Origin of the sequence: Pseudomonas sp. JAI111 (assembly GCF_024809425.1) — a bacterium.
Classification (GTDB): Bacteria; Pseudomonadota; Gammaproteobacteria; order Pseudomonadales; family Pseudomonadaceae; genus Aquipseudomonas.
In genome coordinates, this window is sequence record NZ_JANUCB010000004.1 from 19,264 (window position 1) to 43,019 (window position 23,756).

The window sequence follows — 23,756 nt, forward strand, 5'->3', positions numbered from 1 at the left end:
CTTTTATGGATATAGATCAACGGTGCAAACTCATCTCAAGGCGCCGGCCTTGAATATGTTGCAACGTATGTAACTCATTCGAGTGCAACTTCCGCGGTGGCTGACACGCTGTTCACAGCGCCATAAGACACCCGGGGAACACCGTGAAGTCGCTGCTCCAGCAGCTGTGTCAGCGACTCCTCGGGACGCAAGTAGGCATCACCGAAATCCGCCCCGAGCTGGGTCGGATGGGCCACGATTTCCAGCACGCCGTCGGTGGGCATTGCCTCATTACGCAGGTCAACCGGGGTGCACACGTAATCGGCGGTCACACCCGCCAGATGCTGCAGCCGACCATTGAGCAAGGTCTTGAACACTCGTTTGGGCAGGCTCAGGTTTTGCCCGAGATTGCGCGCAAGGCGCACGGGTACGCCCTGGCTGGCCGCGAAGCGGGCGACGATTTCGCCGATGGGCCAGATGTTGTGCACGTGCTGATGAGAATCGATGTGGCTCGGGCGAACGCCGTGGTCCACGCAACGTTGCCATTGGGCCTGCAACTCCTCCAGCACCGCGGTACGGTCCCGGCGACTCAGCCACAGACGGTGGCGGGAAAGGTTGAGATCAAACACGCCGCTGCGATCGCAGAAGTTCGTACGACCCAGCATCGACCGACTCAAGGGGCGTCCGTACGTCAGGTTGAAATGCAGGCCGATGCGGTTTTTCAGTAACGGATGCTGGGCCATGATGCAGGCGGCCTCAAAGGCCGGCATGTTGGCCATGGCCGTGGCGGAGCTGATCAGCCCGGCCTGGAAGGCCCCCAGGATCACCGCGTTTTCGCAGGCGCTGAGACCGAAATCGTCAGCGTTGACTATGACTTGGCGAGGCATGTCCGCCCTCCCTGTTCAGTTCGATGGGCGCCGCTTTGACGGGTGCGGCGACGGGAGCCGGTGCGGGTGCCACGGCCACGGCCGCTGCGGCGCGTTTGGCTCGCCATTTTTGCAATGAAGGTTTGAGCCTCTGCCAAAGCCTCAGCGCCAGGCCCAGTGCAAGACCGCTGGGGCGCCATGAATAGAAGCTCCAGCGCCAGTGTTCCAGTTGCCCGGTCATGCGTTCGTGAAGTTGATGGCTGGAGTTTTCCAGGCTCACCCGCGACGCATCGATCCAGTGCCAGTGTTCATCCAGCCCCCAGCGAATCCACTCTTCGAGCAGCACCCGACCGCTGCCCAGATCGGCGTATTGCGGCAGGAAGGCCAGGTTGTAATCGTAGAGTCGGCCTTGCTCCAGCAACCCGAGTCGATAGCTGATGCAACGCCCGTCCAGTTCCAGCACGACCACTCGAACCAATCCTTGTGCTGCCAGAGCGGTGAAGGCTCGGTCCATCCATCGTCGGTGGCGTTCGTCGGAAAAAATCCCGACGCCTTCATCGCCTTTCCAGCTCACTGCTTCGACTTCACTGATGGCCTGCAACAGCGGACCCATGGTTATCGCGTCCGGCGTGATCCGCCGGACCTGGGCGCCACATGCCGCGATGCGTTTGCGCGCACGGCGCAACTTGTAGCGTGGGTCGCCCGACACTTCCTGGTGATCGGCGTCGCTGATCAGGTGCACCGGCACCCGGCAACTGAGGCGTCGTTCACCGGTCGAGGAGTGCGCCATCCACTCGGTCAGGGCACTTTCTTCGCCGACAGGTTCGGATAACTCATTGAGTTGCAGCAGGGCATGGGGAAGCTGCCGGCGGATCTCGACCAATGCCTTGCGGACATTCTCCCGGTCCATTCTGGCGAGTAAGGCCAGGCGGTCGGTGAGGGGATAGCCAAGGTGATGCAGCACGCGAAAGGGCAGTCCGCCGAAACGCTCGACGGATGCCACCAAGGGGAGGCACAAGACCAGTTCACTGCCTTGCCAGCCAAGCAGCACGTGCAGACTTTCCCCGGCTTTCAATGCCTGTTCGGATGCGCACATCCAGGCCAGGGCATTGAACGGCGTGTGGTCCGTCACCCGCAGACGCAACGTTTCATACGCCGTTGCCGGGAAGTCAGGGGCGCACAGCGAAGTGCGCCATTCAAATCGTGCTGCCATAGGGTCAGGTCGCCGCTGCTGTGGCAGGTTCACGGGCCGGTTTGCGCAAGGCATCCAGACGTGAGCCGCTGTAATGGGATTCGCGGTAGAAGCGCCAGCGACCAAACAGCTCGTAGACGTTCATGATCCGCCCCTGTTCGTTGTAACCGGTGCGTATGTGCAGTTTGAGGGCCGGGACATTGTGGAACTCACAGACATCCACGACCTTGTTGCAGCCCTGCGCCAGCATGGCTTTCCATAATTCCGTTTGCAGGTCCATCGACAATGCAGTGCCCCAATACGCGCGGGTCAGCTCACCGCCGAATTCAAAGAACTCACCTTTTTTCACCGGGAACGTGCAGCCGTAATAGTGCTTGTCGTAATAGTCACGGGCAGCGCCCCAGATGAACGCTACCGCGTCCCCCTGATCGTCGACGTGCATGTGGCCGGTGTAGCCTTCGCGGGCCAGTTCGGCCATGGTGTCCACGCGATCACCGAAGTAACGGGTGAAGGCCACGGCGTTCTCCGGGGTGATGGTGACTACTTGCAGCGGCGGGTAGGACCTGAGTTTGTACGGCGGCACCGGACTGATCAGGTCTCGCTCCATCCACAACAGTTCTTTGTGGGAAAACACGTAGTGTTTCCAGGCTTTTTTAAAGGTGGTGCGCAAGCCTTTTTGCCGGATGTGTTCGCTGAGCTTGTTGAAAATACTCATGTCATCGACTCCTGACGGCATAGGCCGAAAGTGGAGTGGTGCGAGGCGCGGCCAAGGTCCGGCGTCGCTTTTCAATTCGTGGGCATTCATGAGGCGCTCCAGCTGAGGCTGAACAGGGTCAGTCCAGGCAGTTCGAAACTGACGCGCCCGTTCTGGCAGTTGAACGGTGCGTCGCGGCTGCGATTGTCGGCGCCGAAATAGCGCAATGACCCCTTGGCCAGCGGACAGCTGACTCCGGACAGATCCACACGCTGCAAGCGCGTGCCTTTATTGACGCCCAGCAGGCTGCGTTTGAGGTCTTCGGCCATGGCCAGCACATCGACCTCGAAGGCGCTGTTTTCCAGACGAATCACGTCGTGCAGCCAATGTTGCTGGATGAATTGCTGGGCCAGTCCCACTGGTTTGAGTTCAAAACGATCGTTGCCGAGTACGCGCAACATGCCTTTGGGGTAGTTCGGTTCGTCGGCGGCCTGGAACCAGCCCAACATTTCCAGCAAGCCATCCTGAGACGAGTTGATCACCACCGAGGCCCACCACAACGAGGCGAAGTGGGTTTCCTGATCGTAAGGGCTGAGGCTGGAACCGCTGGACATGTTGGTCTGGTCCAGCAGCAAGGCTTTGCGCGGCCTACCCTGGGCGTCGAGGCCGACCAGATCGGCGGCGCGGCGCACGCTGTCACGGTAGACCCGGGTCGCCAGCAAATCGCGAATCATCCATTCGTGCCAGGCCAGGGCATCGATGTTGTCGCCAGATTCGGCCAGCAGGCGTTTGGCCCAATCGATGCCGCGCTTGTCGGCGGCATTGTCGGCAAACGGTCCGTTGATCAACCGTGAACTGGCGGGCATGGCGATGCGCACGCCCGCCTTGGCGTTTGCCGGATCGCTGCGCACTTGCCGGGCCATGCTGTTGAAGATGCTTTGATAGTGGGCGTAGTCGGGGTAGTTGAGGTTCGGCTCGTCGGCAAAACCGATGTAATGCGTGCCTTTGCCGCCAAGGGCGCGTGTCGCCGCGAGCCAGGCGTCGAGGCCGGCGTTGCTCATGGTGTCGGCACGCAGGTCAGCCTGGCGTTCGCTACCGGCCAACAGAGTGATGTCCTGGGTGATGCCGAAACGGTCTTGATACAACCGACGGAAAGCGTCTTCGTAGTGCGGGTTCTTCGCCGTGATGTCGACGAAGCTGTAGTAAGTGCCCGCCTGTGGCTTGAGCGCATCGAGCACCGCAAAACTCGATTCCGGTGGCGAGACGTAGGGCAGGGCAATGCCCAGGTTCGGGGTCGGTCCCAGCACTTGTTTGGTCAGGGTCAAACGGGTCTGGCCGTCGTCCTCGCGCAGCGGCTTGAGTTGCTGCGGATTCTGCGCAAACAGGTTGGCCGTACCGTCGAGCCAGAACGCCACTTTGCCGCTGCCTTGCAGGCGCAGGCGCCAGACTTGTTCGTCGCGGGTGACGGGCAACTCGACCTTGTCGAACTGCCAGTAAGCCCGATACGGCTTCAACGCCAGCGCCACTTGCTTGCTGTCACCGACCCGCTGCGCTTGCAAGGCGCTGACGCCACCGTGGAACTTGCCGGCCAGTACCGCGTGTTCTCCCGGCGCGACCTTGAAAAACAACTCGTCGCCGTCACGGGTTTCGGCGCTGAAATGCACCTTGGCCGGGGCGAACAGCGCCACCGTGTGCTCGTCGTGTTCGACCTTGTAGCGACGGAAGCTGTAGCCCGGAATTGCCAGTTGGTAGCTGGCAGCGCTGGGCGCCAACGGCCAGCTCTGGGTGCCGCGCGATTCGCTGGCGGCGATCAGCCGTTCGCCCTCAAGCTTGCCTTTGCCATCGAGCAGGTACAGGCGTTCTTCGTTGGCATCCGCTTGCCAGGCCGGGGTCCAACGGACCGTCAGCGTGTCCGGGCGATCCGTTTGCAGGTACAGGCTGCCATCGCGAATGTCGCCCCAACGCATGGACGCGCTCCAGGCGTCGAGCGACAGGCCCAGGCCCACCAGCAGCGCGAAATACTTCATGCCGATTTCCTTTGCAGCATGTGCAGCATCGGCGTCACGTCGCTGGGCAGGATGATCAGGGTTTGCCAGACCGGCACGCCGCTTAAGCGGCAGTACATCACCAGCAGCGCCAGGGTCACCGCCACATAAGCGATGGATGAAGCCGCTGCTGCGCCAACGATGCCGTAAGCCGGAATCATCACCAGGTTCAGCGCCAGGTTCAGCAAGGCACCCAGGCCCATCAACAGTGAAATGGTGCCGGGACGGTTTTTGCCCAGCAGGTCCAGGCGCAGGATGCTCGCGTAACACAAGCCCAACAGGCCCGGCAGCAGCGCGAGCAGGGCTGGATAAGCAGGCTGATAGGCGACGCCGAACAATGTCACGATCAGCCATTCACCAATCACCGCCATGGTCAGGCACGCGCCGAGCATCACCGTGGCGGTCAGGCGCAGGGCCAGCGGCGTGACTTTGTCGATGCCTTCTTCCTGTTGCAGCAGGCGTTTCATCAGCGGCGTGGTCACGGCTTCCGGGACGATCAGCAGCAATTCGGCGGCGGCGCTGGCCATGGCGTAATGACCGAGCGCGGTGCTGCCGAGCAGGGCGCCGATGAACAGGTAATCAGAGCGCAGGATCACTTGCTGGAACAGCAGGTCGGGATGGCTGCGGGCACTGTAGCGTAGCAGTTCGTTCTGGCTGGCGCGGTCCCATTGCAATTTCAGCGGCTGATCGCGTTTGAGCCAGAACCAGCCGGCCAGCACCACCAGGCTGATCCCCGACAACCAACTGATCAGCGCAGCTTCCAGCGCGGAGTCTTTCCACATCCAGAACAAGGCCAGGAACAGCAGCAGCGGCGCCAGCGATTCCACCAGGCGCAAGGCATTGAACGCGACCACGCCACCCGACGCGTTGTGCAGCGTCAGCAAGCCGCTCTTGAGTACGGTCAACGGCACCGCCAGCAGCAACAGCCAGGCCAGTAGGCCCAGTTGCATGGTGATGTCGAGTTCACTGCCAAACTCGCGCACCAGGGCGACCACCAGCAAGGTCAAAAGGCCCGCCAGCAAGCAACCGAACACCAGCACCTGACTCAACAGCAAACCCATGGGCCGTTGCTTGGCCGCCTGATAACCCACGGCCGAATTCAAGCCGCCGCTGGTGGCGGCGCTGATCAGGTCGGGCAGGGTGCTGAGCAAGGCAAACAGACCGCGTTCGCTGGGCCCGAGAATCCGCGCCAGCAACACGTTGCGCATCAGGCGCAAACCGATCATGGCCAGTTTGGTGCCCATGCTCAGGGCCAGGTGTTTCAAGTAGTGGCTGCGGCTCATGCGCGTGCCCCGCGATACAAGCGCCAGGACAGCAGCTGAGGGTTGCGCGCCGCCCGCTGGCTGACGCCGAACCGTGGCAGGTTCAAGGGGTCGCAGTTGCGCCGATAAATCCCGGTGCCGGTGCCCAGGGCGAACGGGAAATCATGCTCGCAAACCTGTTTGCGCACCCGGGCATCGTTGTCGCCGTTGGGGTAGCAATAGACCGGCAGCGGCCGGTTGCAACCGTTGAGCAAGGCATCGCGGCTGCGGCTCAACTCTTCATGCAAGTGCTGATCGTCAAGACCGGTGAGGATTGCATGGCTGGCGCCATGAGGTCCGAACCGCACCAGCCCGGAGGCTTCCAGCGAACGCACTTGATGCCAGTCCAGTGCCTGGGGCAATGACTCGTCTGGGCATTCATCGGTGAGTCGATTGAGGTCTTGCGGGCTCAGGGTTTTCAGGCTTTGCAGAAAATGCAGCAAGACCAGGCTGCGACGTTCGACATCCAGCTCGTCGAAGGGCACGGGCAGCGGCCGACCGATCTGTTGCAGGCAATCGATCAATTGCTTGCGCGCCCGTTCGCCGTGGCTGCCCCAGAGGGTTTCGCCGATGCTTTCCCACCAGAACCGTTGACGGCTGCCGATGAAATCGGTGGAAAGAAAGATGCTCGCCGGCACCTGATATTTCTGCAACAGCGGGAAAGCGTTCAAGGCGTTGTCGCGCCAGCCGTCATCAAAGGTCAGGGTGATTTTCGGCCGATCCGATCTGACCTTGCCGGGTTGCAGGATCTCCATCAATGACACGCAATCGAAATGCTTTTTCAGCCACCCCAGCAAATGCTCGAAGGCCTTCGGCCCCACGCACAGTTCATTGCGGTGGGGCAGGTCGGCGGCGTCATCGCTGGCCAGCACCCGGTGCAACATCAGAATCACCCCAGCGCCCTGCAATTGATTGCGCCCCACCGACGAATTGAGATACAGCCAGCCACTGGTACTTTTTAAGAGTTGTTTGATTGCCATGGCTCAGTCCTTTCAACGATTTTGCTCGGGATTCCACTGGGCATACCGCTGGCCACGCAGGAACTGCCACAAGCCGATACTCATGCCGACAAGGGTCACCAACAGGAACGCGGCGAGGCGAAAGGGTTTGGGTAAACGGTGTTGCGAATCGAGCAGGCCGGCGATGGCCACGGTGTAACCGAACAGTTGCGCGATCAGGCTCAGGCGATAGAAACCGTGGTCCTCCCACAGCCAGAAATTGCTCAGTAGCAGCGGCAACAACAGGATCGGCGCCAGTCGGCGAATCAACTTGTGGCTGATCAATGCAATCGAATACAGGCCATGCTTCAGCGGATTGAGCAGCTCGCTGCGTTGGGCCAGGCTTTGCAGCCCCCCGACGGTGACACGCTGACGACGGCGAAATTGTTTGTCTGCTTCGTCGACACCGTGGTCGATCACTTGCGCTTCGGGCACATAGACAATGCGTTTGAACGCCACCGGTGCGCAGGTGCTGATGAAGAAGTCATCGTTGACCTCGGCCGGCACGTTCTGGAACAACTCGCGGCGCAAGGCGAGCAGGGCGCCGTCGGCGGAGACCATGCAGCCGGTGCGGTTTTCCACCCGGCGCAGCCAGCCTTCGTAGTGTCGATAAAGGCTGTCGCCGATGCTCAGGCCGCCGCCGGTGACCGGGATCACCATGTGCCCGGCGCAGGCGCCGACCTGCGGGTCGCTCAGCGGCGCCAGCAGGTGACCGAGGGTGTCGCGCGACCATTGGTTGTCGGCATCGGTGAACACCAGGATATCTCCGGTGCTCAATGCCACGCCGGCATTGAGGGTCGCGGCCTTGCCCTGGCGGGGCAGGTCAAGCACGGTGATGCGCGGGTCGACGACCTTGTGGGCGCAGGCCACGGTGTCATCGGTCGAGCCGTCGCTGGCCAGAATGATCTGCAGTGACGTGGGCTCATAGTCCTGGGCGAGCAGGGTGCGCAGCTTGTGCTCGATGTGCCGCGCCTCGTTGTGGGCGGCAATGACGATGCTCACGTTCATTGGCAGCGGCACCGTGTGACGCCGCGCCTCAAACAACGGCGACAGGAGCGTCAGCAGCAGTGGGTAACCCAGGTAGGCATACACCGGAAGCAACAGGCACAACCAGAAAATGAATTCAGCCACGGGCAGGTCTCCTGGCATTCCACTGGCAAAGGCTAAGGATGAACGCCGCGCCGGCGATGTGCAGGCGTACCCAGTGCAGGCCCCAGAGTTGCAGGGACAAAAACGGGTTTCGGTGCTCGTGGCTCTGGCGCAGGCTCATGACCAGCGCCGGCACGCTGGTCAGCGCCAGCATGACGGCGGCATGGTGGGGGAAGCCGTCGAGCAAGGCTGAGAGCGCCAGCAAGTCCAGTGCCCAGGCGCTGAGCGAGAGCAGCGGGAAGCGCAGTAATCGCAGGCTCACGCCATGGGTGCGCAGCAGTTGCAGGTGACTGCCCTGACGCCACATTTCCTTGCCCATCCACTCATTCCAATTGGCTTCATAGCCCCAATGCAGGGCAACGCTTTGATTGGTAGCCAGCAACCGCGCGCCGGCCTGATGCAGGCGCAAGGTGAAATCCTTGTCCTCGCCGGTGCGCAGCTTTTCGTCAAACCCCTGGACCTTGTCGAACCAGGCCCGACGCATCAGCAAGTTGGAGCTGGGCAACCAGTCCACCACGCGAATTGCGTGGTTAGAAGGGCGCAAGGTGCGGCGTTGCCAGGCGGTGGCGTACCAGGGCGCCTGGGCTGGCGTGTGCAGGTCCAGGCCAAACACGTCGGCCTGGCCGCTGGCTTCGAGTGCGATCAGACGGATCAGCCAGTCCTCGGGCATTTCGATATCGGCGTCGATGAAGGCCAGCCATTCGCCGGTCGCTATGGCGGTCCCGCGATTACGCAGGGCACCGATCAGCAAGCCCGGCTGCACCAGCACCTGAGCGCCGAACTGGCGGGCAATGTGCGGGCCCTGATCCTGCGAGCCGTTGTCGACCACGATCAGTTCGCACTCGAGACTGGCGGCATGCGCCGCTTTCTGCGCCGCCAGCAAGGTCCGCGCGATGTGACGGGCTTCGTTGTACATCGGAATGACAATACTGATGCGGCTCATGCCTTGGCCTCCGGAAATGGGCGTTCTTCAGCTTTCAAACGCAGCACGCTGGTCAGGGCGAGCATGATCCACACGTACTTTTGGTTGGGTGCGCTGAGGAACATCAAGAACAGCGTCAACGACAGAAAACTCATGGCCAGGTGCGTCATCATGTCCGCCTCTTCGCGATTGTTTCGCTGCATCCAGAGGCGACGGGCGCGGATCAGGTTGTACAAGCCGAGCGCGAGCATGCCGACGAACAACAGGCCGGCGGGAATCCCCAGTTCACTGAAGATTTCCAGGTAGGTGTTGTGGGCGCGGCGGTACAAGTCACCGACTTTGCGATTGGCAGAGAAGGCTTTGGCGTAACCGGTGGTGGCGTAATGCAGCGGGAAGGTCCCGGGCCCGGTACCGAGCAATGGGTTTTCGCGGATCATCTGGCTGCCGACCACGATGTACGAAGCGCGACGGCCCAGGGATTCGTCCTGGCTTTTGGCCCCGGCACTCAAGATGCTCAATGACTGAATGCGCGCGACATAACCGGCCGGCATCACGGCAATGGCCAGCGGAATCACCAGCACCACGCCAAGCATGGCGAACCCCAGATGCCGCGGACGAATACGCGTCAGCTCGGTGCGGTAGTGCCAGGCACCGATCACCAGGCTGAGAAACAGCACCACCAGGCCCGAACGGGATTCGGTCTTGGTCATGCCGCCCAACAGCAAGATGCAGCACGCGCCCCAGAACAACCGGTGCAGAAAATTCGGGCTGCGGACCACCAGCAACAGGCCCAGCGGTACCGCGAAAGCGATCAGCATGGCAAACGCGTTCGGGTCTTCGAGCAGGCCGGCGGCCCGACCCTGGTCCTGATATTTGCTGGAGAACATGGCCAGTACGCAGGTCATCGTGACACTGAGGGTCACGAATTTGGCGAACAGGTCCAGGTTCAATTCACGGCCGATCAGCAGGGTGATCACAAACAGCACCAGGCCGACGCTCAGCTCACGCAAATGCCCCAACGACATGCCCAGGTCATCGGTATTGAGCAGGCTCAGGAAGTACAAGACCATGAACCAGACCAGGTAGCGCCAGAGGTTGCTGCGCAGACGCTCGGACGGAATCTGGTGGATGGCCAGTTGCAGCATCAGGATCACGGCCAGAGACGCACCGAGGAACTTGGTGCCCGACAGCGAACTGTCCTTGAAGAACCCTTCGAACGGCACCAGCGCGGCGATCCCGAGCAAACCCCAGGTGGGTTTTCGGTAAAACAGCGTGACACCCACCAGGCCCAACACCGCCCCCGGTGCCAGATACGGATAAGGGCTGGCCAACAAAGCGAGGCAGACCAGGCCGAGCAAACTGACGATCGAGAGCGGAAAAATCACGCGCGTGCCTCCCGTGCTGTACGGATATAAAGCTGCGACCAGCGTTCGGCCAGGGCCTTAAGGTCATAGCGATCCAGTTGCGTACGTCTTGCGTTGTCAATCAGCGTCCGTGCCAGTACCGGTTCCGTCAGCAGGGTGTCAACCTGATGGGCGAGGGCGGCGCTGTCGGCAGGTGTTGCCAGCAGGCCGTTGTGTCGATGTTGCAGCACGTCGGGAATCCCGCCGACGGCAAACGCCACCACCGGCACGCCGACCTGCATCGCCTCAAGCAGAATCATCGGCGTGCCTTCGGTGCGCGAGCTGATTACCAGCGCATCGAGTCGCCGCCACCACACCGCCATGTCCGTCTGGTAACCCGGCAGGGTGATGCGGTCCTGCAAACCGGCGGCGTTGATTCGCGCCAGCAGACTCTCCCGTTCCGGGCCGTCGCCGAGCATCACGGCGTCCAGTTGCGGGTGTTGCTGACACAGCGGAATCAGCGCATCAAGAAACAGGTCCGGGCCTTTTTCGCTGCTCAGCCGTCCGACGTAACCGGCCAGCCGACGCTGGCGAGTCACGCTGTGGGGCAGAGGAGCGGTGGGCGCCGGTAAACCATTGGGAATCACTTGCAGTTTTTCGTCGCGGACACTGGCCTGGCGGCACAGCACGGCGATGCTTTCGGCGACGCAGACCACGCGATTCACCGACGCCGTGCGGCACAGTTGCAGGCTCAGCCAGGTGTAGAACTTCTGCTTGCGACTGCGCGGGGTAAAACCGTGCTGAGTGATGACCAGCGGCAGGCGCAACAACGTTGCGCCGACCCAGCCAAACAACAGGCCCTTGAAGTTGTGGGTATTGATCAACGGCTGTTCGGCCCGGCGCTGGCGCAAATGCGCCAGCAACTCCCCAAGCCCTGCGCAACCCTGGCAATCGACCCCGGCCTGGCGAAACCGCGCGATCAGTTCCGGCGGCGCATCGAGAAACAGCACCTGGTGCTGCCCCGGTGTCGCCAGGCAGTGGTCCAGCAGCATCCGCTCAGCCCCATAGAAGCCGCCGCTGCTGAGCAAATGAATGATCGGCAGGGAAGGGATGAGCGGCGCGTTCAATTGCGCACCCAATGCACGAGGCTAGGCACGGACCAGTTGCCATGTGGATTGACCGGTTCCACGTTCTGATCGTTGATCACCAACAGCACCGGCAAGCCCAGTTCATGGGTGATTTGCGCAGGGTGTTTGAAGCGATGATCGAAGAACTCACGCACGTAGACCAGGGCAATGGCCAGCAGCAGACCGGTGAACAGGCCGAACGGAATGATCAGGAACGGTTTTGGAAACGCTGGATCGGTCGGTTCGTACGGTGGGCTGAGCACCCGTGCGTTGGACAGGTCGTTGTCCAGCGAGCGAGCGGTGCTGCTTTCGGCAAAGCGCTGGGCGTAGGTGGAGAACGCCGCGTGCAAGGCGTCGATCTCGGTGTCCATCTGCCGCAGCTTGCTCTGGGTTTCCTGCAACTGGTGAATGCGGTTCTTGAACTCGGCGATGCGCGCGGTTTTCTGATCGATCACCGAGCTGACAATCGCCAGGTCGTTGGTGCGTTCCTGAATCCGGTTGCTCACCACTTTCAAAAACTGCTGGCGGGTACGGGAAATCTGCTCGCGGGTCAGCAGCATCGGTTCACTGCCGGGCTGGAAGATCGCCAGGTCGTTCATGTAGCGGCTGACCTGGGTGGTCAGCGCCTCACCCATCTGTTTGATCTCGCGGTCTTCGAATGCCACGTTGTCCACAGTGGTGGTGAAGGTGTAGGGGAAGGTGTAGTCGTTGAGTTTGGAATTGCTCGCCGCAGCCAGGCTGCTTTTCAGGTAGTCGAGCCAGCGTTGGCTCTGCAACCGGCGGTCCTGGTACAGGTTGAGCGCTTGCTCTTCGGTGTTGATGGCGTTGAGGCGGAAGGTGATTTCTTCCTTCGGATCCGCCGAGCCGACGCCTTCGAGCAATGCCAGCCGAGTCCCTTCCAGGCCATCAAGACGCACCTGATACTGATGCTTCTTGGTTTCATAGAAGGCTTGCGGCAGGTCGATCGATTGCAGTTCCTGGCGACTGGCCAGGTAGTTTTGCAGCAAGGCAGCGACAAACTGCGTGCCCTGATGCGGATCGCCGAAGCTGTAGATGATCGAGATCACGTTGGAGCCAGGCAGGGTTTCGATCTTGAGCTTGTCGACGGCTTCCTGGGTCAGCGCATCCAGCGTCGTGTCGCGTACCGGATCGGTTTCCATGCCCAACGCGGATTTCACCGGGTTGATCACGTATTCGCGAATCGGCGTGGTGACGAAGCGCTTGAACGGCTGGCTCACCAGTTTATTGAGCAGGCTGGGGGCGGGTGTGTACTCGCCCTTGTCGCGCAACTCGCTGATGGTCTGCCGAATCAACGCCGGCGAGCGCAGGATATTGCTTTCGGTTTCCATGTCCGCCAGCGAAGGCGGAATGAAGGTGGCGTTGTCTTGAGTGAGGGAGGTGGTGGCGTCCCCCTGCGAAAGTTTCTTGGACTGCACGATCACCTGAGCGGTGATATCGAAGCTCTGCTTGAGCATCAGCGGCAAGACCAGGGCGATCACTGCAAAGACCAGGAAGACTCGCTTCACCAACTGCTTGTTGGCGAAGAAGATCCTGAAGAACTCATGCAGGTAGTTTTCCTTTGGATTCATGTCGGGTCACCTGAGAGTTAGTTGCTGTTACTGCTGCCTTTGTTGTCGACGCGGTAGCCGAAGCTAAAGCCCACGCCCTGGAACAACACCACATCCGCCAATTGCCGCGCGAGGTCACCGGCGCTGGCCAGTTTGGTCTTGGGCACGTACAGCATGTCGTCCGGTTGCAGGTAGGCGATCTGCGACGCATCGCCCGCCAGGGCTTTTTCGACGTCGTAGCGCACGGCCTGCACCTGGTTGCCATTGCGGCGCATGATCATCACCGAATCGAGCCGCGCCTTGGTGTTGCTGCCACGGGCCAGGGTCAGCGCCTCAAGCACCGAGACCGGCCGGCGGATCGGGTAGGAACCCGGTTGGCCGACTTCACCCAGCACATAGATTTCGTTGCCGGCGGTGGACTTGAGCATCACGTCGACGGTCATCCGTCCTGGCAGGTTCGCGTAGCGTTGATTAAGGAAAGTTTCCAGTTGATTGACGGTCATGCCTTGCAGCGGCACGGCGCCGATTTCCGGGAAGCTGGCGTAGCCGTCGGTGCCCACGGTGATCTCCCGGCTCATGCCGGTAGCGGGGTGGTTGAGGGCGCTTTTGAGGTTGGACTCATTGCTCAGCGGGCTGATGACCTGCACGGACAGCTGATTGCGATTAGGCTGGAACAGCTGCTTGCGCTGATAGGCGCGCTGGATTTCCTCACGTGCCTGTTCGGAGGTCAGCCCGGCGATTTTCACCGAGGTGTTGGCGCCTGGCAGTTCGATGCTGCCGTCGGGCAGCACCAGTTGATTGCCGTTGAGCTGGCTGGCGGCGGTGAAATTCAGGCCGATCTGGTCACCGGACTGGATGCGGTAGGCATCCGAGCCGCTGGTGCTGATGTGGAAGATCACGTCCAGCACATCCTGGGGCCGCAAGGTCTGTTCGACCTTGGGCATGTCGGTGGCCTGGGCGTTGGCCGGTGAGGCCGTGAGGATATTCACCGGCATGTGCTGGGTTTCGGTATTGCTGGTGCAGCCTGCAAGCGGCAGCAACAGCAGGACAAGCATTTTGGCGTTCATGTCGTCATCCTTTTCTGATGCTTACAGGTTTTTGTACAGCCACTTGGGCATGTAGTACTTGCGTCGGTTGAACACGCTGCCGACCAGTTTTGCCCCGGCCTGGGTCAAGCGCTGGACCGCCGCCTGAGCCACTTCCCAACGCGTGTCTTCTGCGCGGACGACCATGATCACGCCGTCCACCTGAGTGCTGATGACCAGGGTGTCGGCGGCGGAATACACCGCATCGCCGTCGATCACCACAAAGCGGTACTGGCTGCCGAGCTGATCGAGCAGAGGGCCCAGGCGTTCGGCGGTCAGGTGTTCGTTGCCGCGCACATATTTGCCGTTAGGCAGCAGGTGGAACGGCAGGCTGGCAACTTGCAGCACGCAATCCTGCAGCAGCGGCGGACTCTGGGTGTTGAACACAAGGTCGCGAAAACCACGCTCCTTGCTTAACCCAAGTTGCTGCGTGAGGTTGGTCGCCGACTGGCTGGCGTCGATCAACAGCACTTGGCCGCTGCTCATTTGCGCCAGCTGTGTGGCCAGCGCCAGGGCGCTGGTGGTTGTGCCTGCTCCGGGATTGGCGGAGGTCAGGAATAGGATCCGCAGATCTTGATCGAGCACGGTCGAAGTCAGATTGGACTCGCTCGGGTTTGCGATGCTTAGGCTTTTGGCTGATGAACCGTCCATTTAACTCGCTCCGTGGCCGCTAAATACTTTGAAGGGGGTTTTCAACAGGATCTTCAGATCAAGCAAGAGGCTCTGCTCGGCGATATAGCTGAGGTCCAACTCAACGCGCTGGTCGAAGTCGATATTGCTGCGCCCGGAGATCTGCCACAGGCCGGTCATGCCGGGGTAGATGCTCAGGCGTGCAAGGTGATTGTCCTTGTAGCGATAGGCGTTGAACGAGGTAGGCCGCGGGCCCACCAGGCGCATATCGCCCGTCACCACATTGATCAGGTTGGGCAGCTCATCCAGGCTGCTGCGCCGCAGGAAGCCGCCGATACCGGTGATGCGCGGGTCCTTGTCGATCTTGAAGTCGATGGCGTCGGCACCGTGTTTGTTCAGGTGACGCAGCGACTCCTTGAGCTCCTCGGCGTTGGCCACCATGGTGCGAAACTTGTACATGCCGAATTTGCGACCGCGGTAACCGGTGCGTTTCTGTACGAACATCACCGGCCCCGGGCTGCTGAACTTGATCGCCAGTGCCAGGCCCAGCAGCAAAGGCGAGAGCAGCAGCAGAATCATCAACGCGCCGATGCAGGCAACAACACGGTTGGTGCGCGACAGCGTCCAGGGCCGACCACCATCGCGACCGGTCATCCAGCCGCGACCCTGCATATGGATCGCGGAGTCAAGGCGCATTCGGTGCTCGGGATCCAGGCGCTTGTCTCGGCGCATCTGGTTGATCGGCACACCTTTTTCTAGTCCAGTCATAGGGTCCTCCGCTGAAGTTCAGCCGCAAGCGGCGCATGGGCGACAGGCAGTGAGTAGTAATCGCAGAACCAGGCGACAAAGCGCCTGAGTCCTTCATCCAGCTCGATACAAGGCTGAAATCCGGTTGCCTGAGCCAGGTCGCTGGCATCGGCAGAAGTGTTGAGCACATCGCCCGGTTGCATGGGCAGCAACTCGACGAGGGCTTCTTGTCCAAGGTGTTTTTCCAGCAGCGCCAGGTAATGCTTGAGCTCAACCGGGTGTTGGCCGCCGATATTGAAGATGCGCCACGGCGCCATGCTGCTGGCCGGGTCCGGTTGTTCACGGTCCCATTGCGCATTGGCAAGCGGTGGGCGATCGATCAGGCGAGCGATGCTTTCGATGATGTCGTCGATGTAGGTGAAGTCGCGCTGATGCTCGCCGTAGTTGAACAACTTCAGTGGCTTGCCTTCGGCAATGGCCCGGGCGAACTGGATAGGCGACATGTCCGGCCGGCCCCAGGGTCCATACACGGTGAAAAAACGCAGGCCGGTGCAAGGAACGCCAAACAGGTGGCTGTAGCTGTGGGCCATCAGTTCATTGGCTTTCTTGGTGGCGGCGTACAACGACAGCGGGTGGTTGACGCCGTCCTTTACCGAATAAGGCGTGTGCTGGTTGGCGCCGTACACCGAACTGGAGGAGGCGTAGATCAGGTGCTTGACCGGGTGGTTGCGGCAGCTTTCGAGAATGTTGAGGAAACCGTTCAGATTGCTGTCGAGGTAAGCCCGAGGATTTTCCAGGGAGTAACGCACCCCGGCCTGGGCCGCGAGGTGAATCACTACTTCGGGTTTTTCACGGACAAACAGGGCTTCGATGGCCGGACCGTCGGCCAGGTCAACCGTTGCGAGCTGGAAATGGCCGACCTGCTCCCGCACCCAACGCACACGGTCGTGTTTGAGTTGCGGGTCGTAGTAGTCGTTGTAGTTGTCGAGGCCGCACACATCGTGGCCGTCGCGCATCAGTCGCAATACGCAATGGGCACCAATGAAACCGGCGGCTCCGGTGACAAGTATCTTCATGGTCGCGGCGCCTCGGGAGCGATGGGCCGAAGGCCAATGCAGCTATAGTGCAAACCAGCCGCCACCACCTGTTGCGGGCTGTACAGGGTGCGATCAGCCTTTTTGTTCTCTGCCACCGTGCCGGACAGCCCTGGTTCGCTGATCGTTGGCAGGGCTTTTTGCCGTTGCTTGATCTTGTCTGGATCGATATCGGCACACAGGACGCGATGTCCGACATCGGTCAGCGCCTCTGTTTTTATCGGGCCAACGTAGCCCGTACCAAATACGCTCACGTCCATATTGGCGTGCCTCGTAAGACGGTGGAAAGATCGGAAAAAAGACTGTCAAAAGGGGTATAGCCCAGCATTGGGAAAACGTGTCAGCAAAATGACATGTTGCGCTGCTATAACAGGCCCATTTTTGGGGCGTTTTGCCATCAAGTGCTTGCCACTGCTGGATTTGCCGCGGTTTTGACGGGTTTTTAACATTTTCAAGAAAGCGATAAACGGTCGTAAGGCTTGAAAAACGTGGCCTGTAGCCAATCGAGTGTGTCAGATTTGAGTCAACGTTTTTTTGACGCTTTTTGAAAAAGTCGGACATTTCTTGCGCTTTGATGGCCCGGTGCTAGTGTCAAAAAATGGCCGACAATCTATTGGCCAACGACCTGACGTGAGCATCGGAAATACTATGATTCGATACTTGAAAGAACTGCTGTTAGTTCTCTATTTGCTCAAGAATTACGACTATTACCTGGAACGCCTAAGTGCAATGGGCGTCGGGTTTGCGGTCTTGCTGTTTGGCGCGATGTTTGTCGTGTTGACAGTGGCGCTGTTCATGACCGCGTACATCCGCCAGACGCTGGTTCGCCACCTGTTTGCCCTGGTGATGTTCGTCTCGGCGGTTTTTTTCGACGTCTATACGCGGGTCACGGCCGATTACCTGACCTACAGCAGTTTCGTGTCGCTGGTGTATTCCGCCGGGTTCATCCAGGACGCGGCTTACCAGTACCGCGACGCGCTCATCAGCGGGGTGGTCGGCGGCTTGCTGTTGCTGTTCGGCATCGGGCTCAAGCCGCGTCGGCGGATGCCGTTGCCGGGCGCGTTGCTGGTGGCGGCACCGGTGCTTGGGGTATTGCTGCTTAGTGCGGTGCTGTTTGTGCGGGCCGGCGAGGGCGCCCGTGGCCTGCCGATCATGTACACGCCGTTGGCGTATTTGAATCTGTTTACCTATGAAGCCCTGCACAACACCGTTGGCCCGCGTGAGCCGGTGCGCCTGGCGCGCAATGGGCAGGCGGTGGATCACGATATCGTGCTGGTCATCGACGAGAGCATTTCCGGCAACTACCTGGACATCAATGCCCCGTTCGGTGTGCACAGCAATCTCAAGGAACCGCGCCCCGGCGTCGAGATCTTCAATTACGGTTACGCCGCCTCCATCGCCAATTGCAGCGCCGACACCAACGTCACGTTGCGCTATGGCGGCACCCGCGCCGACTACATGCGCATCAACACCACACAGCCGTCGATCTGGCAGTACGCCAAGAAGGCTGGCCTTCGCACCGTATACATCGACGCCCAGCGCACCGGTGGCAACCTGCAGAACCTGATGAGCGAGACCGAGAAAAAGGACATCGACGAGTTCGTGCAATTCGACCAGACCAGCGTGCGTGATCGCGACATGGCGGCGGCGGCGAAGCTGATCGACTTGCTCAATGACGGCAAACCGGAGCTGGTGGTGATCAACAAGGTCGGCGCGCATTTCCCGGTGCACGACAAGTACCCGGATGCATTCATGGCCTACCGTCCGACGTTGCCGCGAGGGCAGTTTGTCGAGGTGGCGGACACCGGCAAACGCGATGGCTTCAATGGCCAGCCGGACGATTGGATGCTGTACCGCAACGCCTACAAGAACACCGTGCTGTGGAACGTCGGGGAGTTTTTCTCACGGGTGTTCGCCCAGGCAGACCTGCGCAATGCGTTGCTGATCTACACCTCCGATCATGGGCAGGACCTGCATGAACGAGGTAATCCCGGGTTGAACACCCATTGCGGCGGTGACCCGGTGGAAGAGGAAGGACTGGTGCCGTTGGTGGTGATTCAAGGCGATCAGTTGCGCACCCTCGACTGGCAGAAGTCGCTGGCCGCGAACAAGGATCGCTCCAGCCACTACAACATCTTCCCGACGCTGTTGCAGTTGATGGGGTATGACCTGGCGGGTGTCGAGGCCGTTTATGGCAAACCGTTGAGCGTGCCGACCGCAGACGAGTTCACCTTCAACTATCGGTTCAATGCGCGGCTGGGGGCTAAACCTGAGTGGAAGCATATTGATCTGAACAGCATTGTGACGCCGTCGCAGGCGCCGACGAGTGTGGCGGCGGGGGAGTGAGGTTTTGCTCGGCTGATCGACCTCATCGTCGGAGCACCGCCCGCAGGCTCGCGTCCACAAAACCCTGTGGGAGCGAGCTTGCTCGCGAAGAACGATAACGCGCTGCCAGTGCCGTCCGCTATCCTAGGCGCACTGACTTCAGCGAGCCTCCCCCATGCTTTCGGTCCAAGGCGTCTTCAAAAGCTACGCCACTGCGCAAGGTCCATTGCCAGTGCTGCAAGGCATCGACCTCACGCTGAAACCCGGCAGCAGCCTGGCATTGATGGGCGAATCGGGCAGCGGCAAAAGCACGTTGCTGCACTTGATCGCCGGGCTGGACAAGGTCGATCGGGGCAGCATTCGCAGCGGTGAACATCGGCTGGACCAGATGAACGAAGGGCAACTGGCGAACTGGCGGCGAACCGAAATCGGCCTGGTGTTCCAGCAGTTCAACCTGATCGGCAGTCTGCGCGTCGAGGACAACCTGGCGTTTCAGGCGCGTCTGGCGGGGCGGCATGATCCGCGCTGGCAGGCGCACCTGGTGCAGCGACTGGGATTGGGCGAGTTGCTGCGGCGCTATCCCGAGCAACTGTCCGGCGGCCAACAACAGCGTGTCGCACTAGGCCGCGCCTTGGCTTCGCAGCCGAAACTGCTGTTGGCCGATGAGCCCACCGGCAGTCTCGATGAAGCCACCAGCGATGAAGTCTTGCAGTTGTTGCTGGAACTGCTCGACGACAGCCCGACCACGTTGTTGATGGTCACACACAGCCCCCGCGTGGCCGCACGGCTGGCGGAAAAAGTGGTCTTGCACCATGGCCGCCTGGCTGGCGCGGACGAGCGCTGAAGTGCGTGTTTTTGGTGAGACGCTAAGGGCGCTGCTGAGCCATTGGCGACTGCATCCGGTGCAGTTTTTCAGTGTACTGACCGGGCTCTGGCTCGCCACCAGTCTGCTGACTGGTGTGCAGGCGCTGAACAGCCAGGCGCGGGAAAGTTACGCCCGGGCCAGTCAACTGATCGGTGGCGAGCCGCAAGCCAGCCTCAGTGCGCCGGGCGGCGGGACTTTTCCTCAGGCGCTGTTTGTCGATTTGCGTCGCGAAGGTTGGCCGGTGTCGCCGGTGCTGCAAGGCCGATTGATCCTCAAGGGCCACGAAGATCAGCGATTGCAGCTCATGGGTATCGAGCCGGTGTCGCTGCCGGCCGGTTCTGCCGTGGCGGGGCGGGCGTTGGCGATCGAGCAGATCGTCGCGTTTTTCAGCCCGCCGGGCAGCACCTGGATTTCCCCACAAACCTTGCAGGCGCTGGGCTTGCACGAAGGCGATCAGCCCGAGAACGAGAGCGGTGTGACCGTGCCGCCGCTGCATGTGCAAACCGACATGGCGCCCGGCGTGCTGTTGGTGGACATCGGCTTCGCCCAGCAGATTCTGGGCCTGCCGGATCAACTTTCACGCCTGCTGTTGCCGAAGGATTTCAACGCGGCATTACCCGATCGATACAAGAGCCAGTTGCAGCTCAAAACCAGCGGTGAAGAGAACAACCTTTCACGCCTGACCGAGAGCTTTCACCTGAACCTCGATGCCTTGGGGTTTCTGTCCTTCGTGGTCGGCTTGTTCATCGTTCACGCGGCCATCGGTCTGGCGCTGGAGCAACGCCGAGGACTGCTCAGAACCCTGCGCGCCTGCGGTGTCAGCGCACGCTTGCTGATCGCGGGCCTCGCCGTCGAATTGGGCGCGCTGGCATTGATTGGCGGCCTCGCCGGCGTCGTCAGCGGTTACTTGCTGGCCAGCGTGCTGCTGCCGGACGTCGCCGCCAGCCTGCGCGGTTTGTATGGCGCCGAAGTGGCGGGGCAGTTGAGCCTCAGTCCCTGGTGGTGGTTCAGCGGTGTCGGCCTGAGTGTGCTCGGTGCATTGCTGGCCGGGGCCAATAGTTTGTTGCGGGCGGCACGTCTGCCGTTGCTGGCGCTGGCCGATCCGCAAGCCTGGCATCAGGCTCACGCGCGCTGGTTGCGGCGCCAGGGATGGGTTGCATCGCTTGCCGCAGTCATCGCGCTCAGCGCCTTGATCTGGGGTGACAGTCTGGCCAGCGGATTTTTGCTGATGGCGGGGTTATTGATCGGTGCCGCTCTGGCCCTGCCGGTGGTGCTCAATGCCTTTTTAAACCTGGCGTTGAGCCGCAGCCACTCGGTGCTCGGTCAATGGTTCGTCGCCGATTGCCGCCAGCAATTGCCCGCGCTGAGCCTGGCCCTGATGGCGTTGCTGTTGGCGCTGGCGGCGAACATTGGTGCCGGCAGCATGACCGCCGGATTCCGTCAGACCTTCAGCGACTGGCTCGAACAACGACTGACCGCCGAGCTCTACATCAACCCGTTGAACCCGTCCCAGTCCCGAGAGCTGAACACCTGGCTCAAACAGCAGCCTTCACTGACCGCCGTACTGCCCAACTGGCAGGTGTCGATCCAGTTGCAGGGCTGGCCGGCGGATATTTTCGGGGTAATCGATCACCCGACCTATCGCCAGCATTGGCCGTTGTTGGAGTCCTTGGGCGACAATCCTTGGGATCGCCTGGCCAAGGACGATGCGGTGATGCTCAGCGAGCAACTGGCCCGGCGCTTGAAAGTGCGTCTGGGCGATCACCTGACCATTCCCACATCAGGCGGGCCGTGGTCGCCACGGATCGTCGGGATCTACGCCGACTACGGCAATCCCAAAGGCCACATCCTGGTGAACGTCGATCACCTGCTACGCGGCTGGCCGCAGCTCACGCCCAATCGATTCAACCTGCGCATCGAACCGGCGTTGATCCCCGGGTTCCTGAAAACGCTGCAGGCACGTTTCGCCCTGGACGACAGCCGGATCGTCGATCAGGCGCGGCTCAAGGGGTGGTCCACGCAAGTGTTCGAACGCACCTTCGCCGCCACCGCCGCGCTCAACAGCCTGACCCTTGCCGTTGCTGGCGTGGCGTTGTTCATCAGCCTGCTGACCCAAAGCCAGAGCCGCCTCGGACAACTCGCGCCATTGTGGGCGCTGGGCGTGACCCGGCGGCAATTGATGCTGCTCAACCTCGGGCAAACCTGGCTGCTGGCGGTGCTGACGCTGGTGCTGGCGTTGCCGTTGGGCATCGCGTTGGCGTGGTGTCTGGATGCGGTGATCAACGTGCAGGCGTTTGGCTGGCGACTGCCATTGCGGGTGTTTCCGTTGCAGCTGTTGCAATTGATGGGGCTGGCATTGCTCGCGACATTGCTGGCGTCGGCGTGGCCGCTGTATTCGCTGTATCGCACGCAACCGGCGGACCTGCTGAGGACCTTTGCGCATGAGGATTAAGGTCGGCTTGCCGTTATTGGGATTGTTATTGGCATTGTCATTGGCGTTGTTGAGCGGCTGTGATAACCCGGTGCCTGCCCAGAAAGGTTTTGCCGGCCTCGGTGGCGAGGCTTCGGTATTCACCCCCGTGGTGCCCGGTCGGGTCTTCAGCTTCCCGGCGGATCATGGGCCGCATGACGGCTTTCGCATTGAATGGTGGTACGTCACGGCCAACCTCAAGGATGAGCAGGGCCGCGAGTTCGGCGTGCAATGGACGTTGTTTCGCAGCGCGCTGAAGGCTGTTGCGGAGCAGTCGGGGTGGGGCAACCAGACAATTTGGCTGGGGCATGCGGCGGTGACTTCGGCGACGGTCCATCACGCGGCCGAACGCTATGCCCGTGGCGGCGTCGGTCAGGCGGGCGTGAGTGTCGCGCCCTTCAATGCGTGGATCGATGATTGGCGGTTCAGCAGTCAGGGTTCCGATGCCTTGGCAGATCTGCAACTCAGTGCCCGGGACAAGGATTTCAGCTACCAATTGCGGCTCACGTCGACACGACCGCTGGTGCTTCAAGGGGACAAGGGTTTCAGTCAGAAATCCGAACAAGGGCAGGCGTCGTATTACTACAGCCAGCCGTTTTTCCAGGCCAGTGGCGCGTTGGTTATTGACGGCAAGACCTATCAAGTCAGCGGCCCGGCCTGGCTCGACCGCGAGTGGAGCAGCCAGCCGCTGACCGCCAATCAAACCGGTTGGGATTGGTTTTCCCTGCACCTGGACAGCGGCGAACAGATAATGCTCTACCGCATGCGACAAAAGGACGGCGCGCCTTACCTGACCGGCACCTGGATCGACGCCCAGGGCCAGACGCAATTGCTGCACGCCGACGACATCATCCTCACCCCGCAAGACACCGCCAACGTCGCCGGACGTTCGATGCCGGTACGCTGGTCGATCAAAATCCCCGGCAAACACTTCGATGTCACGATCAAGGCCCTCAACCCAAATGCCTGGATGGATTTGCGCATTCCGTATTGGGAAGGCCCGGTGCAATTCAGCGGCGGCACGGGCTACCTTGAAATGACCGGGTATTGAGGCGGAACTCTCGCTCGGGCGACGGCCTCCTACGTTAAGAAGCCTGTTCACTGGAGCCCGTCATGAGCGACGACCTCAAACCACCTGACCTCGATACCTGGCAGCGCCTGTTCGAAGACAAGGCCTACTGGCAGCAATCCCCCGACGCCCATTACAGCGAACTGCTGCGGGTGGCCGATGACTTGCTGGGGCAGGGCGCCATCGACCTCGAACAGTGGCAGGCCTTGAAGGCCAAGGCCGAACAATCCCACAAAGACTCGCCCGCCGTGAACGTCGCCCAAGAAGTCGACGATCCCGACGCCTGA

At 61.1% G+C, this 23,756-nt stretch carries 20 protein-coding genes and 1 pseudogene; 5 read left to right on the forward strand and 16 right to left on the reverse strand.

Going from position 1 to position 23,756, the window contains the following annotated elements; genetic code table 11:
* Window positions 1–74 precede the first annotated feature (74 nt).
* The 16 genes and pseudogenes from HNR03_RS14115 to HNR03_RS14190 form a co-directional block, all read right to left on the reverse strand.
* Window positions 75–866, reverse strand: a complete 792-nt coding sequence (locus tag HNR03_RS14115) for a ChbG/HpnK family deacetylase (protein WP_259154194.1) — start codon at window positions 864–866, stop codon at window positions 75–77.
* The gene (locus HNR03_RS14120; RefSeq protein ID WP_259154195.1) at window positions 838–2,058 is read right to left on the reverse strand and encodes a GNAT family N-acetyltransferase; all 1,221 of its coding nucleotides are present in this window, start codon (window positions 2,056–2,058) and stop codon (window positions 838–840) included. Before HNR03_RS14120 ends, HNR03_RS14115 begins: the two co-directional genes overlap by 29 nt.
* Before the next feature lie 4 nt (window positions 2,059–2,062).
* Complete coding sequence (locus tag HNR03_RS14125; protein ID WP_259154196.1) at window positions 2,063–2,752, reverse strand: N-acetyltransferase; 690 nt, start codon at window positions 2,750–2,752, stop codon at window positions 2,063–2,065.
* Window positions 2,753–2,838: 86 nt separating this feature from the next.
* On the reverse strand, window positions 2,839–4,758 hold the full coding sequence (locus HNR03_RS14130; RefSeq protein ID WP_259154197.1) for a hypothetical protein: 1,920 nt from the start codon (window positions 4,756–4,758) through the stop codon (window positions 2,839–2,841).
* Entirely contained in the window at window positions 4,755–6,059 is a 1,305-nt protein-coding gene (locus tag HNR03_RS14135; protein WP_259154198.1) for a lipopolysaccharide biosynthesis protein, read from the reverse strand. Before HNR03_RS14135 ends, HNR03_RS14130 begins: the two co-directional genes overlap by 4 nt.
* Window positions 6,056–7,057, reverse strand: coding sequence for a polysaccharide deacetylase family protein (locus HNR03_RS14140; protein ID WP_259154199.1), 1,002 nt, complete (start codon window positions 7,055–7,057; stop codon window positions 6,056–6,058). The genes HNR03_RS14135 and HNR03_RS14140 overlap by 4 nt, the downstream gene beginning before the upstream one ends.
* Before the next feature lie 12 nt (window positions 7,058–7,069).
* Entirely contained in the window at window positions 7,070–8,206 is a 1,137-nt protein-coding gene (locus HNR03_RS14145) for a glycosyltransferase (protein ID WP_259154200.1), read from the reverse strand.
* On the reverse strand, window positions 8,199–9,167 hold the full coding sequence (locus HNR03_RS14150) for a glycosyltransferase (RefSeq protein ID WP_259154201.1): 969 nt from the start codon (window positions 9,165–9,167) through the stop codon (window positions 8,199–8,201). The genes HNR03_RS14145 and HNR03_RS14150 overlap by 8 nt, the downstream gene beginning before the upstream one ends.
* Window positions 9,164–10,531, reverse strand: a complete 1,368-nt coding sequence (locus HNR03_RS14155) for an O-antigen ligase (RefSeq protein ID WP_222585945.1) — start codon at window positions 10,529–10,531, stop codon at window positions 9,164–9,166. The genes HNR03_RS14150 and HNR03_RS14155 overlap by 4 nt, the downstream gene beginning before the upstream one ends.
* A complete protein-coding gene (locus HNR03_RS14160; protein ID WP_259154203.1) occupies window positions 10,528–11,616 on the reverse strand; it encodes a glycosyltransferase family 4 protein in 1,089 nt (362 codons plus the stop codon). Before HNR03_RS14160 ends, HNR03_RS14155 begins: the two co-directional genes overlap by 4 nt.
* Entirely contained in the window at window positions 11,613–13,205 is a 1,593-nt protein-coding gene (locus HNR03_RS14165) for a Wzz/FepE/Etk N-terminal domain-containing protein (protein ID WP_259154204.1), read from the reverse strand. Before HNR03_RS14165 ends, HNR03_RS14160 begins: the two co-directional genes overlap by 4 nt.
* A 17-nt stretch (window positions 13,206–13,222) precedes the next feature.
* Window positions 13,223–14,251 carry a polysaccharide biosynthesis/export family protein gene (locus tag HNR03_RS14170; RefSeq protein ID WP_090182734.1) on the reverse strand — a complete coding sequence of 343 codons (1,029 nt, stop codon included), beginning with the start codon at window positions 14,249–14,251 and terminating at the stop codon, window positions 13,223–13,225.
* Between the two features lie 21 nt (window positions 14,252–14,272).
* A complete protein-coding gene (locus HNR03_RS14175; protein ID WP_090182736.1) occupies window positions 14,273–14,920 on the reverse strand; it encodes a CpsD/CapB family tyrosine-protein kinase in 648 nt (215 codons plus the stop codon).
* Window positions 14,921–15,667: a sugar transferase gene (locus tag HNR03_RS14180; RefSeq protein WP_090182738.1), complete on the reverse strand. Its 747-nt coding sequence runs from the start codon at window positions 15,665–15,667 to the stop codon at window positions 14,921–14,923.
* Window positions 15,664–16,722 (reverse strand): NAD-dependent epimerase, encoded by a 1,059-nt coding sequence (locus HNR03_RS14185; protein WP_259154206.1) that lies wholly within the window; start codon window positions 16,720–16,722, stop codon window positions 15,664–15,666. The genes HNR03_RS14180 and HNR03_RS14185 overlap by 4 nt, the downstream gene beginning before the upstream one ends.
* A 71-nt stretch (window positions 16,723–16,793) precedes the next feature.
* A pseudogene (locus tag HNR03_RS14190) lies at window positions 16,794–17,000 on the reverse strand (UDP-glucose 6-dehydrogenase); the annotation flags it as partial.
* 388 nt (window positions 17,001–17,388) lie between these two features.
* On the opposite strand from HNR03_RS14190, the gene HNR03_RS14195 reads away from it, so the two are divergent.
* The 5 genes from HNR03_RS14195 (at window position 17,389) to HNR03_RS14215 (ending at window position 23,756) form a co-directional block, all read left to right on the forward strand.
* Window positions 17,389–19,086 carry a sulfatase-like hydrolase/transferase gene (locus tag HNR03_RS14195; RefSeq protein WP_259154207.1) on the forward strand — a complete coding sequence of 566 codons (1,698 nt, stop codon included), beginning with the start codon at window positions 17,389–17,391 and terminating at the stop codon, window positions 19,084–19,086.
* A 154-nt stretch (window positions 19,087–19,240) separates the two neighbouring features.
* Window positions 19,241–19,909 carry an ABC transporter ATP-binding protein gene (locus HNR03_RS14200; RefSeq protein ID WP_259154208.1) on the forward strand — a complete coding sequence of 223 codons (669 nt, stop codon included), beginning with the start codon at window positions 19,241–19,243 and terminating at the stop codon, window positions 19,907–19,909.
* A gap of 1 nt (window position 19,910) precedes the next feature.
* The gene (locus HNR03_RS14205; protein WP_259154719.1) at window positions 19,911–22,382 is read left to right on the forward strand and encodes an FtsX-like permease family protein; all 2,472 of its coding nucleotides are present in this window, start codon (window positions 19,911–19,913) and stop codon (window positions 22,380–22,382) included.
* Window positions 22,372–23,451 carry a lipocalin-like domain-containing protein gene (locus tag HNR03_RS14210; protein ID WP_259154209.1) on the forward strand — a complete coding sequence of 360 codons (1,080 nt, stop codon included), beginning with the start codon at window positions 22,372–22,374 and terminating at the stop codon, window positions 23,449–23,451. Before HNR03_RS14205 ends, HNR03_RS14210 begins: the two co-directional genes overlap by 11 nt.
* Window positions 23,452–23,513: 62 nt before the next feature.
* Window positions 23,514–23,756, forward strand: a complete 243-nt coding sequence (locus tag HNR03_RS14215; RefSeq protein ID WP_222585955.1) for a hypothetical protein — start codon at window positions 23,514–23,516, stop codon at window positions 23,754–23,756.

Coding starts and splice junctions, on each gene's coding strand:
- HNR03_RS14150 (WP_259154201.1), bottom strand. CDS start 9,167: ATGAGCCGCATCAGTATTGTCATTCCGATGTACAACGAAGCCCGTCAC.
- HNR03_RS14120 (WP_259154195.1), bottom strand. CDS start 2,058: ATGGCAGCACGATTTGAATGGCGCACTTCGCTGTGCGCCCCTGACTTC.
- HNR03_RS14200 (WP_259154208.1), top strand. CDS start 19,241: ATGCTTTCGGTCCAAGGCGTCTTCAAAAGCTACGCCACTGCGCAAGGT.
- HNR03_RS14165 (WP_259154204.1), bottom strand. CDS start 13,205: ATGAATCCAAAGGAAAACTACCTGCATGAGTTCTTCAGGATCTTCTTC.
- HNR03_RS14180 (WP_090182738.1), bottom strand. CDS start 15,667: ATGACTGGACTAGAAAAAGGTGTGCCGATCAACCAGATGCGCCGAGAC.
- HNR03_RS14140 (WP_259154199.1), bottom strand. CDS start 7,057: ATGGCAATCAAACAACTCTTAAAAAGTACCAGTGGCTGGCTGTATCTC.
- HNR03_RS14115 (WP_259154194.1), bottom strand. CDS start 866: ATGCCTCGCCAAGTCATAGTCAACGCTGACGATTTCGGTCTCAGCGCC.
- HNR03_RS14175 (WP_090182736.1), bottom strand. CDS start 14,920: ATGGACGGTTCATCAGCCAAAAGCCTAAGCATCGCAAACCCGAGCGAG.
- HNR03_RS14195 (WP_259154207.1), top strand. CDS start 17,389: ATGATTCGATACTTGAAAGAACTGCTGTTAGTTCTCTATTTGCTCAAG.
- HNR03_RS14210 (WP_259154209.1), top strand. CDS start 22,372: ATGAGGATTAAGGTCGGCTTGCCGTTATTGGGATTGTTATTGGCATTG.
- HNR03_RS14215 (WP_222585955.1), top strand. CDS start 23,514: ATGAGCGACGACCTCAAACCACCTGACCTCGATACCTGGCAGCGCCTG.
- HNR03_RS14125 (WP_259154196.1), bottom strand. CDS start 2,752: ATGAGTATTTTCAACAAGCTCAGCGAACACATCCGGCAAAAAGGCTTG.
- HNR03_RS14170 (WP_090182734.1), bottom strand. CDS start 14,251: ATGAACGCCAAAATGCTTGTCCTGCTGTTGCTGCCGCTTGCAGGCTGC.
- HNR03_RS14185 (WP_259154206.1), bottom strand. CDS start 16,722: ATGAAGATACTTGTCACCGGAGCCGCCGGTTTCATTGGTGCCCATTGC.
- HNR03_RS14135 (WP_259154198.1), bottom strand. CDS start 6,059: ATGAGCCGCAGCCACTACTTGAAACACCTGGCCCTGAGCATGGGCACC.
- HNR03_RS14130 (WP_259154197.1), bottom strand. CDS start 4,758: ATGAAGTATTTCGCGCTGCTGGTGGGCCTGGGCCTGTCGCTCGACGCC.